10 protein-coding genes and 1 pseudogene are annotated in these 13,720 nt (G+C 70.8%); 10 read left to right on the top strand and 1 reads right to left on the bottom strand.

All coding sequences use genetic code 11. The annotated features are described in order from the left end of the window. Positions 1-103 precede the first annotated feature (103 nt). Positions 104-814: a hypothetical protein gene (locus CRP45_RS01940; protein ID WP_097243526.1), complete on the bottom strand. Its 711-nt coding sequence runs from the start codon at positions 812-814 to the stop codon at positions 104-106. A 142-nt stretch (positions 815-956) separates the two neighbouring features. Between CRP45_RS01940 and CRP45_RS01935 the strand changes: the two genes are divergently transcribed. The 10 genes and pseudogenes from CRP45_RS01935 to CRP45_RS01890 all read left to right on the top strand — a co-directional run bounded on the left by CRP45_RS01935 (position 957) and on the right by CRP45_RS01890 (position 13,569). Beyond that, complete coding sequence (locus CRP45_RS01935; protein ID WP_308209641.1) at positions 957-1,985, top strand: FecCD family ABC transporter permease; 1,029 nt, start codon at positions 957-959, stop codon at positions 1,983-1,985. Positions 1,986-2,025: 40 nt separating this feature from the next. Next, entirely contained in the window at positions 2,026-3,147 is a 1,122-nt protein-coding gene (locus CRP45_RS01930) for a FecCD family ABC transporter permease (protein WP_245909828.1), read from the top strand. Further along, positions 3,144-3,977, top strand: coding sequence for an ABC transporter ATP-binding protein (locus CRP45_RS01925; RefSeq protein ID WP_067778282.1), 834 nt, complete (start codon positions 3,144-3,146; stop codon positions 3,975-3,977). The genes CRP45_RS01930 and CRP45_RS01925 overlap by 4 nt, the downstream gene beginning before the upstream one ends. Before the next feature lie 100 nt (positions 3,978-4,077). Beyond that, complete coding sequence (locus CRP45_RS01920; RefSeq protein ID WP_067778283.1) at positions 4,078-4,470, top strand: BlaI/MecI/CopY family transcriptional regulator; 393 nt, start codon at positions 4,078-4,080, stop codon at positions 4,468-4,470. Positions 4,471-4,547: 77 nt separating this feature from the next. Continuing rightward, positions 4,548-5,486 carry a M56 family metallopeptidase gene (locus CRP45_RS01915; protein WP_097243524.1) on the top strand — a complete coding sequence of 313 codons (939 nt, stop codon included), beginning with the start codon at positions 4,548-4,550 and terminating at the stop codon, positions 5,484-5,486. Between the two features lie 122 nt (positions 5,487-5,608). Further along, positions 5,609-6,991, top strand: a pseudogene (locus tag CRP45_RS01910) (DEAD/DEAH box helicase); the annotation flags it as partial. Positions 6,992-8,448: 1,457 nt separating this feature from the next. Then, positions 8,449-9,294, top strand: coding sequence for a DMT family transporter (locus CRP45_RS01905; RefSeq protein WP_245909826.1), 846 nt, complete (start codon positions 8,449-8,451; stop codon positions 9,292-9,294). 128 nt (positions 9,295-9,422) lie between these two features. Beyond that, positions 9,423-10,859 (top strand): GuaB1 family IMP dehydrogenase-related protein, encoded by a 1,437-nt coding sequence (locus CRP45_RS01900; RefSeq protein ID WP_097244500.1) that lies wholly within the window; start codon positions 9,423-9,425, stop codon positions 10,857-10,859. Positions 10,860-11,123: 264 nt separating this feature from the next. Next, entirely contained in the window at positions 11,124-12,512 is a 1,389-nt protein-coding gene (locus CRP45_RS01895) for a hemolysin family protein (protein WP_097244499.1), read from the top strand. Further along, on the top strand, positions 12,505-13,569 hold the full coding sequence (locus CRP45_RS01890; protein ID WP_097243522.1) for a hemolysin family protein: 1,065 nt from the start codon (positions 12,505-12,507) through the stop codon (positions 13,567-13,569). The genes CRP45_RS01895 and CRP45_RS01890 overlap by 8 nt, the downstream gene beginning before the upstream one ends. Positions 13,570-13,720 lie beyond the last annotated feature (151 nt).

The following is a 13,720-nucleotide window of genomic DNA, read 5'->3' as shown; positions in this document are numbered from 1 at the left end:
CGAGACACCGACGCGCCGCGTCAGCATCGGCCGCGGTTCACCGGCGCGCAGAGTACCCAACCGAGATGACGGGAAAACACCGCCGCGGCGAACGCGGGTGAACTCAGCGAACCAGGCAGGCGGCGCGGCGGACCGGCAGTCCGCGCTCCTCCAGCGCGAGCAGCAGTCCTTGGCCGCGCCGGGCGCCGTCCTCGGCGTCGGTGCGGGCCAGATCCGGCACGTAAGTCGCGGCGCCGCCGAGGGATTCGCCGACCAGCGACCAGAACCGCCGCGCGCTCAGACCGGAACACCGGGCGAGACCGTGCTGGATCAGGGTCAGCGACGGTTCGCAGCGATGCGCCAACCAGACGAACATGGCGCGCTCGCAGGGCAGCGTCACCACACCCGGCTCCCCGGCGGAGCGTTCGCCGTCGATCGCGCGAATGGTGATGTCCTCCACGCCCGCCCAGTCGATGCCGCCGTCGTTGTCGTGGTGCACCCAGAGGTTCTCCAGGCCGGGATCCCACGCCTTGCCCTCGGCGACGAGCAGCGCGGCCACCCGTCCGATCACCGCGTGGATCAGCGCGGTGGCAACCACTTCGGCGGCGGTGTCGGCGCTGATCATCTCGGCGGCGTGGCGCCGGTACATCAGCTCGATGCGGCCCTCGCGCAGCCCCTCGGACAGCTTCCACCATCGGCGTTTGCCCTGATCACCCATGGCGGCAACGGCATACACCCGCGGATGCTCCGGCTGCAAGGCCCGCAGCCGGGTGCAGGCACGACCGAACGCCACCTCGGCGTCGCGGACCTGGCGGGTTGTCAATGGCTCGAGCATCGAACCTCCTCGGGATCGGCTCCTCATAGAGTCGAGTTCGGAAGATAGGTTAGGCTTACCCAACCTGGCAACCCCGGGGCACAACATAGGTTCAGCACCACAACGACAGGAGCAGTACTTCACCGTGACACCCCTTGCCACTGTGAGGCGGCGTCGCCTGACCGGCCTTGTCCTCCTGTTCGCGCTGTTGTTCCTCGCGGCGGTGGCGAGCATCGCGCTCGGTTCGCGGTCGCTGTCGCCCGGCACCGTCTACGACGCCGTGCGCGACGCGCTGACCTGCCAGGGCGGACCGTTCAGCTGCCCGGCGCAGACCGCCGAGGAGCAGATCGTGCGGTCGCTGCGACTGCCGCGTACCGCGCTCGCGCTGCTCACCGGCATCGCGCTCGGCGTCACCGGCGCGCTGATCCAGGGCTACACCCGCAACCCGCTGGCGGACACGAGCCTGCTCGGACTCAATTCCGGCGCGGCCTTTCTCGCCGCGCTGAGCATGTACCTGTTCGGCTTCACCTTGGCCGAGCAGTACATCTGGTTCGCGTTCGCCGGAGCGTTGCTGACCGGGCTCGCCGTCTTCGGGTTCTCGTCCATCGGCGGCGGCAAGGCCAGCCCGCTGAGCCTGGTGCTCGCGGGCGCCGCGCTCACCGCGTTCTTGCAGGCCATGACGAATGCCATTGTGCTGCTGGATCCCTCGGCGCTGGACACCTATCGCTTCTGGGTGGTCGGCGCGGTCGCAGGGCGGGACGCGCAGGTGTTCTGGCAGGTGCTGCCGTTCCTGGCGCTCGGCTTGCTGCTCGCCGTCGTCGCCGCGCCCGGTCTCAATCTGCTCACCCTCGGCGACGAGGTCGCGCGCGGGCTCGGCGTGCACGTCGGCCGCAGCCGCGCCCTCGGGCTCACCGCGGTGGTGCTGCTGTGCGGCGGTGCGACCGCGGCCGTCGGACCGATCGCCTTCCTCGGACTCATCGTCCCGCACGCCGCGCGGCTGTTCACCGGACCCGACTTCCGCTGGCTCATCCCCTATTCGGGCTTGCTCGGCGCGCTGCTGTTGCTGGTCGCCGACGTCGCGGGCAGGCTCGTCGCGCGGCCGGGCGAGCTCCAGGCCGGTGTGATGCTGGCCGTCGTCGGCGCCCCCTTCTTCATCGCGCTCGTGCGCCGCCGAAAGCTGGTGAACCTGTGAGGCTCGAACGATCCGTCACCGCGACCGCCGGGAGGACGCGGTGAACGTCGACGTGAAAACCACGGATACGCAGGCCGTTTCGGCCGAGCTGCGCCGGGTGCGGCCCGCCTTGCGGATCGGTCCGGTCTCGCTGGTGTTGCGACCGGTGATGGTCGCGATCGTGCTGGCGCTCGCGGCGCTGGCCTTCGCCCTGTTCTGCGTGGACATCGCCGTGGGCGACACGCACATTCCGATCGGGCGGGTGCTCGACGTGCTCTCCGGCGGCGGCAGCCGATCGCAGCGCTACATCGTGCTCGACTCGCGGCTGCCGCGCGCGCTCACCGCCGTGATCGTCGGCGCGGCACTCGGACTCGCGGGCGCGATCACCCAGTCGATCCTGCACAACCCGCTCGCCAGTCCCGACATGCTGGGCATCACCACGGGAGCCAGCCTCGGCGCGGTGTCGGTACTGGTCGCCACCGGCGGCGCCACGACGGGCTTCGCCGCCACGCTCGGCGCACCGCTTGCCGCGCTGGTCTGCGGATTGCTGACCGCCGCCGTGATCTACACGCTCGCGCTCGGCCGCACCGCCGCAGGCGAATTCGGCGCGACCGGACTGCGTCTCGTGCTCATCGGCATCGGCGTCAACATGTTGCTCATGGGCGGCATCAACTGGGTGCTCACGCTCGGAACCTGGCAGGACGCCGCCCGCGCGCAGCTGTGGCTGACCGGATCGCTCAACGGCGCCGACCGGGACCAGTTCGTGCCCGCGGCAATCGCGCTGGCCGTCGTCGCGCTCGTCGCGGTGGGTTCGGCGCGCACGCTGGCCGCGCTGCGGCTCGGCACCGAGACCACCAGGTCGCTCGGCGTGCGAATCCAGACCCAGCAGGCCATCCTGATCGGCGCGTCGGTGGTGGCGGCCTCGGTGGCGACCGCGGCCGCCGGTCCGATCGCGTTCGTCGCGCTGGCCGGACCGCAGATCGCGCGGCGACTGCTGCGCACGCCGGGAGAACCGTTGATCGGCTCGGCGCTGATCGGTGCGATCCTGGTGGTCGGAGCGGACGCGGCCGCGCGCACGCTGTTTCCGATGGACCTGCCCGTCGGCATCGTGACCGCCGGATTCGGCGGACCGTTCCTGCTGTACCTGCTCGTGCGTATGAACCGGAAGGCGACCCTGTCATGACCGTCACCACCACCGCCGCCGCGCACCAGCTGGCCGCAGAACAGATCAGCCTCGGCTACGGCGACCGCGTCATCGTCGACGGGCTCACCCTGGACATCACCCCCGGTGTGATCACCACCGTCATCGGCCCCAACGGCTGCGGCAAGTCCACCCTGCTGCGCTCGCTCGGCCGGTTGCTGCGGCCGCGCGGGGGCCGAATCCTGTTGGACGGCAAGGCCATTTCCTCGATGAAGACCAAGGACGTCGCGCGCGTCGTCGGCATGCTTCCGCAGACGCCGGTCGCGCCGGAGGGGTTGACGGTCGCCGACCTGGTCGCGCGCGGGCGTCATCCGCACCAGTCCTGGATCCGGCAATGGTCGGCGGCGGACGAGACGGAGGTGATGACCGCGCTCGAGCAGACCGGCATCGCCGACTTGGCCGACCGCGCGCTCGACGAGCTCTCGGGCGGCCAGCGCCAGCGCGCCTGGATCTCCATGGCGCTGGCGCAGGGCACCGACATCCTGTTGCTCGACGAGCCGACGACCTACCTGGATCTCGCGCATTCGCTCGAGGTGCTCGATCTGGTCGACCGGCTGCACGACGATCTCGGCCGCACCGTGGTGATGGTGCTGCACGACCTGAACCTGGCCATCAGGTACAGCGATCAGCTCGTCGTCATGCACGCCGGACGGATCGTCGCGCAGGGCGCCCCTGCCGACATCGTCACCGCCGCGCTGCTCAAAGAGGTCTTCGGGTTGGACGCCTCGGTGCTCGAGGACCCGGTGTCCGGTCGGCCGATGATCGTGCCGATCGGCGCCCGGCACGTACTGCCGGGCGCGACCGCGGAGTGATCCATCCCGTTCGCGAGGTATGACCAATACCACACAGCTACCGGACAGTTACGACAGGGTGTAGTACGCATTCGTGTCGTTGGGTCCGTAAACTTGGGGAATGGCAGGACTCGGTGAACTCGAGAAAGCGGTCATGGACCAGTTGTGGTCGAGCGATGAACCGCAGACCGTCCGGCAGGTGCACGAAGCACTGGCCGCGCGCCGCGAACTCGCGTACACCACGGTGATGACCGTGTTGCAGCGACTCGCCAAGAAGAATCTGGTGGTCCAGCGGCGCGACGACCGCGCGCATCGGTACGCGCCCGTGCACACCCGGGACGAACTGGTCGCCTCGCTGATGGTGGACGCGCTGCAACAGGCCGACGCCGCAGGCAGCCGCGCCGCCGCGCTGGTGCATTTCGTGGAGCAGGTCGGACGCGACGAAGCGGATGCGCTGCGCGAGGCACTCGCTAAGCTCGAGGCATCCGAAGGCAATCAACCACCGCCCAAGTAGTATCGGGGATGGCCGCACGGCCCCCGGGCCTCACAAAGCCGTGAGCGCCAGGCCCCACAACGCAGTGAGCTGAGTCGATGAACGCAACCGCGCCGGTCTTCGCCGGTCTCGCCTTGCTTCTCGCGGGGCCCGCCCCTGCGCTGCTCAGCCGCGCGACGTGGCCGTACCGGACGCCGCGCGCCGCACTCGTGTTGTGGCAGGCCATCGCGCTCGCCGCCGTGCTCAGCGCGTTCGGTTCCGGTCTCGCGATCGCCGCCGAACTGCTGGTGCCGGGGCCCGACGGACGTCCCACCACCTCACCCACCCGCGAGATCGACGCGCTCGGCCTGCCGCTGTGGCTGGCCTACGTCACCGTCTTCGCGCTGACCTTGTTGATCGGCGCGCGGCTGATCTTCTCGGTGATCCGCGTCGGCGTGCACACCCGCAGGCGCCGGGCACGGCACCGCATGCTTGTCGACCTGCTCGACCAGAGCGGTCCGCACCGGCCCGCGCACGACATCCGGGTGCTCGCCGCGCCCGAACCGATCGCCTACTGTCTGCCCGGCCTTCGCCAGCGGGTTGTGCTCAGCGCGGGCACGCTGACCAGCCTGGACCAGTCCGAGGTCAAGGCCATCGTCAGCCACGAGCGCTCGCACCTGCGGGCCAGGCACGATCTGGTGCTCGAGGCGTTCACCGCGGTGCACGAGGCGTTTCCTCGGGTGGTGCGCAGCAAGGCCGCGCTCGGCTCGGTCAAGCTGTTGATCGAGTTGCTCGCCGACGATTCCGCCGTCAAGGTCACCGGTCCCAAGCCGCTCGCGCGGGCGCTGGTGGCGTGCGCGAAGTCGACCGCGCCGCAGGGCGCGCTGGCCGCGGGCGGTCCCACCACGCTGATCCGCATCCAGCGGCTGAGCGGGCGGGTCGGTGATTTCCGGGTGGCCTCGGCCGCGTATCTCGGCTCGGTCGCCATCCTCGTGGTTCCCACGTTGGCCGTCGCGGTACCCTGGCTGGTCGAACTCAGTCGGTTGTTCCACCACTGACCTCCTCGATCCGGCGGTCGCCGGTCGCTCGCTTCACTCCGTTCAGGACGTCGCGGTCCGCCGCGCCCGTTCGCGTGCCGAACTCGTCGCGCACGTCGAAACACACGAAAGGCCCCCACCCTTTGACTCCCTCGCCCGCCGCTGCGGCGCCCAGCGTCACCTTCGCTGATCTGGGCCTGCCCGTTCCGCTCGTCCAGGCGCTACGCCGCGACGGCATCGAGGCGCCCTTCCCTATCCAGGCCGCGACGGTCCCGGACACGCTGGCGGGCAAGGACGTGCTCGGGCGCGGCCCGACCGGATCCGGCAAGACACTCGCCTTCGGACTGCCCATGCTGGCGCGGCTCGCGGGCGGCGCCGCCAAGCCGGGGCGACCGCGCGGACTCGTGCTGGTGCCCACGAGAGAGCTGGCCGCGCAGATCGAGCGCGCGCTCGACGAGCCCGCGCTCGCGCTCGGACTACGCATCGCCTCGGTGGTGGGCGGCGCGCCGATCAAGCGGCAGGCCGACCGGCTGGCGCGCGGCGTCGACCTGCTCATCGCCACCCCCGGCCGGTTGCAGGACCTGATCCTGCAAGGCTCGGCCGACCTGTCCGACGTGCTGATCACCGCGCTGGACGAGGCCGACCACATGGCCGATATGGGCTTCCTTCCGCAGGTCACCAAGTTGCTCGACCGGACGCCGAAAGACGGTCAGCGTCTGCTGTTCTCCGCCACCCTGGACGGCGATGTCGACAAGTTGGTCAAGCGCTACCTGCGCTCGCCTGTGACGCATTCCACCGCGCCGCCGTCGGCCGCGGTCGCCACCATGTCGCACCACCTGCTGTTCGTGCACAAGGCCGACAAGCGCGACGTCGTCGCCGAGATCGCGTCCCGCGACGGGCTCACCATTCTGTTCGTCCGCACCAAGCACGGTGCCGACCGGCTGGCCAAGCAACTGCGCGCCGCCGGTGTCGCGGCGGGCGCGCTGCACGGCGGCAAGGCGCAGAACAACCGGACGCGAACGCTCGCGGCCTTCGCCGACGGCAGCGTCCCGGTGCTCGTCACCACCGACGTCGCCGCCCGCGGCATCCACGTCGACGGCATCTCCCTCGTCGTGCACGTCGACCCGCCCGCGGAGCCCAAGGCCTACCTGCACCGGGCGGGCCGCACCGCCCGCGCGGGCGAGGACGGCGTCGTCGTCACCTTGGTCACCGAGGTCGAGCGGACCGACGTGGAGAAGATGACCCGCAAGGCGGGGGTCGATATCGAAGGTGTCGAGGTGTCGCCCGGTGATCGACGGCTGGCCGCGATCACCGGCGCGCGGAGACCGTCCGGTGTTCCGGTCACCCTGCCCGGCGCCACCGCGGTGAAGTCCGACGGCGCCGACGAACGGGCCGCTTCGGCGGGAGCGAAGGGCAACGGACGCCGAGGATCCGCGGGCGCGAAGTCCACCGGGTCCCGGGCTACCACCGCGGCCAAGTCCAGAGGACGCGCGGCTACGGCAGGCACCGGGTCCGACGGGCGCCGCGCCGCCGAGGCGACTTCCGGGCGCCGCCACACCACGGGATCGACGTCACACGACGAAACCCCCTCGCAGGGAAGGCGTTCCCGCGGCAACCGCTCGACCACCGCCGCGGGCCGCCCACCTCGCGCCGAGGGTGCGCGGTCGACCGAAAGCCGTAGCACCGCAACCGAATCCGCTCGACGCTCCACGGCGGACGCGCACACCACCCCGTCCCGTCGCCGCACCGACACCCGCGATCGCATCGCGCCCCGTTCCGACGGTTCCGCCCCGGCCCCCCGAACCCGCGCGGGCCGCCGCTCGGCCGACCTCACCCCGACACGGGACACCACGGGCCAGCCCCGCCGCCGCAGCTCCGGCCAACGCCGCCGCCCCAACTGACCGCCTCGCGCGCACCGGGATTCACTCGCAGAAGTCGCCACACACCCACCGCACGCCTCACACAGGCACCGACTATGTGAGGCGTGCACAAGATCTGTGCCAACGCACTCGCGGCGGGCAACCTCCACACCAGGCACCCACCGGGCTCCGCGCCGGTCGGCGACACGGGCACACCTAGTGCACGCCTCGCACAGGCGCCGACTCAGAGACGCGTACACAAGATCCGTGCCAACGCCGGACACCGCCGGCCAGCCCCACCGCCACGGCTCCGGGCAATACCGCCCAACTGACCGCCTCGCGCGCACCGGGTTTCGTCCGCGGCAGAGTCGCCACACACCCACTGCACGCCTCACACAGGCACCGACTATGTGAGGCGTACAGAAGACCTGTGCCAACGCACTCGCGGCGGGCAACCTCCACACCAGGCACCCACCGGGCTCCGCGCGCCGGTCGGCGATGCGAGCACACCTAGTGCACGCCTCGCACAGGCGCCGACTCAGTGAGGCGACATAAGCTCTGCGCCAACGCGGGATACATCGGCCAGCCCCGCCACCGCGGCACCGGCCAACGCCGCCGCCCCAACTGACCGCCTCGCGCACACCGGGTTTCGTCCGCGCCAGAGTCGCCACACACCCACCGCACGCCTCACACAGACACCGACTATGTGAGGCGTGCACAAGATCTGTGCCAACGCACTGAGCGGGCATTCCACAGCAGGCGCTCACCGGGCTCGGTGCGGGCGGCGATGCGGGCACACCTCGCGCAGGCGCCAACCCAGTGCGGCGTACACAAGATCTGCGCCGACACCGGACACCACCGGCCAGCCCGCCGCCGCGGCACCGGCCAACGCCACCGCCCCAACCGACCGCCTCGCGCGCACACCGGGATTCGCCCGCGGCAGAGTCACCACACACCCACCGCACGCCTCACACAGGCACCGACTATGTGAGGCGTGCACAAGATTTGTGTCAGCCCGGTCGATGCGGGCATCAGTGGTCGCGACACGCCCGGGGTGCACAGGCGACGCGCCGGGTGCGGTGGGGCGGATGGGCGGGTCGGCTATTGGCGGGCAAACTGAGTCGGTGCCGCATCATCCGTTGGGGGCCGTGGTTTGCGCGCTTGTCGCCGCGCTGTTGTTCGCGGTGGCGGCGGTGGCGCAGCAGCGGGCCGCGGCGGCGGTGCCGGAGGAGCAGTCGTTGGTCGGGGCGCTCGTGCGCAGTCCGCGTTGGTGGGCCGGGGTCGGCGGGGACGTGGGTGGGTACGCGATGCAGGTCGCGGCGCTCGCGCTGGGGCCGGTGCTGCTGGTGCAGCCGATCCTGGTCAGTTCGCTGGTGTTCGCGCTGCCGCTGTCGGCGCGGCTCAATCGACGGCGGGTCGGGGCGCGCAACTGGGCTGCCGCGTCGGCGCTGGTCGCGGCACTGGCCTGCTTTCTCCTGGTCGGCAATCCCTCCGAAGGCGATTCGACTGCGCCACTGCGCGATTGGGTCGTTCCGTTGGCGATTCTGCTCGGCGCGATCGCCGCCGCGGTTGCTGTCGCGCTCGGCAGCGGCGACCGCGGCCACCGTGCGCTGCTGTTCGGCGCGGCGGGCGGGGCGCTGTACGGGCTGGCCGCCGCGCTGACCTCCTACGTCACGGATCTGTTCGAGCACGGCCTCGGCCACGTCCTCGGCAGCTGGCAGACGTGGGCGCTGGTCGCCTCCGGCCTGGTCGGCGTCTACTTCCAGCAGCGCGCTTTCCAAGCCGGTTCGCTCACCGCCTCACTGCCCGCCGTCACCATCGCCGAACCGCTGGCCGCCGCCTTCCTCGGCCTCACCGTGCTCGACGAGAACTTGCGCACCAACGATTTCGGAGTGTTGATCACCGCGCTCGCCGTAGTCGTCATGTGCGCCACCACAATTCAGCTCTCCCGCGCGCAAGCCGCTGCCTGACGACGGTTTGGCTCGGCCCCGCGCCAGGAGTCCGCGACGCGGACGCCCAGTCCCGCCAGTTGGGACCGCAGCCCCGGTGCGCCGGAGAATTGCCGCGCGACCCCGAGCTCACGGTTAGTATGGGTCAAGTGCAGTTTCTCCCTGGACACCAGCCGCCGTACGACCTCACCTACAACGACATCTTCCTCGTCCCGAACCGGACCGACGTCGCGTCCCGATTCGACGTGGACCTGTCGACCGTCGACGGTTCCGGCACCACCATTCCCATCGTCGTGGCGAACATGACCGCGGTCGCGGGCCGCCGCATGGCCGAGACGGTCGCGCGGCGCGGCGGCCTCGTCGTCCTCCCGCAAGACCTGCCGATCAGCGCGGCCGCCGACACCATCGCGTTCGTCAAGAGCCGCTCGCTCACCGCCGACACCCCGGTCACCCTCGACCCGGATCGGTCGGTCTCCGAGGCCGTTGCGCTGATGCACAAGCGTGCGCACGGAGCCTTGGTCGTGGTCGAGGACGGCAAGCCGGTCGGCGTGGTCACCGAGGGCTCGTGCACCGACGTGGACCGTTTCGCCCGGCTGCGCGAGGTCGCCGTCACCGATTTCGTGCAGGCGCCCGCGAGCACTTCTCCCCGCGAACTGTTCGACCTGCTCGAGTCCGAGCACGCGCACCTGGCCGTGCTCGCCGACGAGGACGGCTCGCTGGCCGGCGTGATGACCCGCACCGGCGCCATCCGCGCGGCCATCTACCAGCCCAACGTCGACGGCAACGACCAGCTTCGCGTCGCGGCCGCGGTCGGCATCAACGGCGACGTGGCCGCCAGGGCCAAGGCGCTGGTCGACGCGGGCGCCGACCTGCTCGTCATCGACACAGCGCACGGCCACCAGGCGAAGATGCTCGAGACGTTGCGCGCGGTCGCCGACCTCGGCCTCGGCGTGCCGCTGGTCGCGGGCAACGTGGTTTCGGCCGAGGGCACCCGTGATCTCGCCGCGGCGGGCGCGGACATCGTCAAGGTCGGTGTCGGCCCCGGCGCCATGTGCACCACGCGGATGATGACCGGCGTCGGTCGCCCGCAGTTCTCGGCAGTTGCCGAATGCGCCACCGCGGCAAAGGAACTCGGCGTGCACGTCTGGGCCGACGGCGGTGTCCGGCACCCGCGCGACGTGGCGCTGGCGCTGGCCGCGGGCGCGTCCAACGTGATGATCGGTTCCTGGTTCGCGGGCACCTACGAGTCCCCCGGCGATCTCCGGGTGGACCGCGACGGCAACGCCTACAAGGAGAGCTTCGGCATGGCCTCCAAGCGCGCCGTCGCCGCGCGCACCGCCACCGACAGCGGATTCGATCGGGCGCGCAAGGCGCTGTTCGAGGAGGGCATCTCCAGCTCGCGCATGCGACTGGACCCGGAGCGCCCCGGCGTGGAGGACCTGATCGACCACATCTGCTCCGGCGTGCGCAGCGCGTGCACCTACGCGGGCGCCCGCACCCTCACCGAATTCCACGACAAGGCCGTGCTCGGCGTGCAGTCCGCCGCGGGCTTCGCGGAAGGACGTCCGCTGCCCAGCGGATGGTGAGCACCGACACGCGAACGGCGCCGCTACCGGCCGACGCGATCCACCGCGTCGGCCGGTAGCATGGTGGTTGCCGGGTCCGCCCGGCGCCACGATCCCGCATGCCGAAAGGAACAAGTTGTCACCCGCGTCCGAGGGCGCCGCACAGGAGGGCTCCTCTACCGAGCCGGGTGACAAACCCGGCGCTCTCCTTCTAACAGCAAGCCAGCCCGAACCAGCTCGTCCCCGCGCGTCCCGTGATTCCGCGCTCCGCGGGCGGTGTTGATCGTGTCCACCGTCCTCACCATTCTCAGCCTGGTCGGGTTCGTCGCACTCACCGCAGGCACCGCGCTGTTCGTCGCTGCCGAATTCTCCCTCACCGCCCTGGAACGCAGCACCGTCGAGGCGCACGCCCGCACCGGTGACGTGCGCTCGCGGATGGTCAGGCAGGCGCACCGCACGCTGTCGTTCCAGCTGTCCGGCGCCCAGCTCGGCATCACCATCACCACGCTGATCACCGGCTACATCGCCGAGCCGGTGATCGCCCGCCTGCTCGCGCCGGTGTTCACCGCCGTCGGCCTGAACTCGAGTGCGGCCAATGGCGTCTCGCTGGCGCTGGCCCTGGTGCTGGCCACCTCGCTGTCGATGATCTACGGCGAGCTGGTGCCCAAGAACATCGCCATCGCCAAGCCGATGGCGACCGCGCGGATGACCGCGGGCCCGATGGTCGCCTTCTCGGTGGTGTTCGAGTGGATGATCCACTTCCTGAACAGCACCGCGAACTGGGTGGTGCGCCGCCTGGGCGTCGAGCCCGCGGAGGAGTTGCGCTCGGCGCGTTCGCCGCAGGAGCTCGGCTCCCTGGTGCGCACCTCCGCGCAGCGCGGCGCGCTGGATCAACGCACCGCGCTGGTGATGGACCGCTCGCTGCAGTTCGGCGAGCGCAGCGCCGAGGAGCTGATGACGCCGCGGGTGAAGGTGGAGTCGCTGGACAAGTCCGACACCATCGCCGATCTGATCGCCGCCGCCAGCCGCACCGGCTACTCGCGGTTCCCGGTGATCGACGGCGATCTCGACAACACCCTCGGCGTTGTGCACGTCAAGCAGGCGTTCACCCATCCCGCGAACGTGCGGAGCACCATCCCGTTGCAGCTGCTTGCGCGCCCTGTTCCTGTGGTGCCCGCCAGCCTCGACGGTGACGAGGTGCTCGAACGCGTCCGCGCCGACGGCATGCAGGTCGCGCTGGTCGTCGACGAGTACGGCGGCACCGCGGGCATGGTCACCATGGAGGACCTGATCGAGGAGATCCTCGGCGACGTGCGCGACGAGCACGACGAAGAGGAGCGCGACGTGCGCCGGGTCTCCGACGGCTGGGACTGCTCGGGCCTGCTGCGCATCGACGAGGTCTCCCGCGCCACCGGCTACGACGCGCCAGAAGGCGAATACGAAACGCTCGGCGGCCTGGTGCTGACCGGTCTCGGCCGCATCCCCGTGGTCGGTGACGAGGTGGTGCTGCCCAATTCGACCGCCAATCACAGACACCCGTACGAAACCGACCAGGGCGGCTGGATCGCCAGGGTCGAACGCATGGACGGCCGGCGCATCGACCGGGTCCGGCTGATCCCCGTCACGCCGGAGGCGCTGGTCGCCCGCGCGGCGCAGGAGCACAGCCATGGGTGATCTGTTCGGTGTCCTGCTCACGGTGGTGCTGCTCGCGGGCAATGCCTTCTTCGTCGCCGCCGAGTTCGCCCTGATCTCCGCGCGGCGCGACCGCCTCGAGGCGCTGGCCGCTCAGGGCAAACGCAACGCCACCACGGTCATTCGGGCCGGTGAGAACCTGTCGATGATGCTGGCCGCCGCGCAGCTGGGCATCACGATCTGTTCGATTCTGCTCGGCCGCGTCGGCGAACCGGCCGTCGCGCACCTGCTGGAGGGGCCGTTCGAGCTGATCGGCCTGCCCGACCAGCTGCTGCATCCGGTGGCCTTCGCCATCGCGCTGACCATCGTGGTGATCCTGCACATCCTCTTCGGCGAGATGATCCCGAAGAACATCGCGCTGGCCGGGCCGGAACGCAGTGCGCTGCTGCTCGTTCCGATGCACCTGGTGTGGTTGCGGGTGGCTCGTCCGCTGATCGCGATCTACAACCTGGCGGCGAATCTGTCGCTGCGGCTGCTGCGCATCGAGCCCAAGGACGAGCTGGAGGCCACCGTGTCCAGCGTGGAGCTCGCCGAGATGATCGGCGAGTCCCGCTCGGAGGGTCTGCTCGACGAGGAGGAGCACCGCCGCCTGACCCAGGCGCTCGGCACGTCCGATCGGATCGTCGCCGACGTGATGGTGCCGCTGGCCACGACCCGCTCGGTGCCGTTGCGCGGCAATGGCACCACGCTCGGCGACGTCGAGACCGCAGTCACGGAGACCGGCTTCTCCCGCTACCCGGTGCGCGCGAGCGACGGTTCGCTGGTCGGCTACCTACACGTGAAGGACGTGCTGGACAAGGTCGCCGACGAGTCGGCGGGTCCGAACACTCCGATCCCGCGCACCGACATCCGCCCGCTTCCGACGGTCGGCACCGGCACCACGCTCTTCGAGGCGCTGGCTCGCCTGCGCCGCACCAGCAGCCACCTCGGTCGCGTCGTCGACACCCGCGGCAACACCGTCGGCATCGTCGCGCTGGAGGATCTGGTCGAGGAGTTCGTCGGCACGGTGCGCGACACCACCCACCGGATCATCGAATGATGTGCCGCGCCACCGTGTTCGAGCGCGGTAGCGGCCCGCGCGGTGGCGCCGTTTCACGATCGTCACGAGGTGCCGGAGAGCCGTCGTGACGGTCGATGACGTGCTGGCGGAATCGGAGTGGCGCGGGCGGGCCGCCGCGTACCTGGCGCGG

The sequence above is a fragment of the Nocardia amikacinitolerans genome (assembly GCF_900215415.1).
GTDB classification, from domain to species: Bacteria; Actinomycetota; Actinomycetes; order Mycobacteriales; family Mycobacteriaceae; genus Nocardia; species Nocardia amikacinitolerans.
The sequence above is the reverse complement of the archived record's forward strand: the minus strand, read 5'-3'. Positions and strand labels throughout refer to the sequence as shown.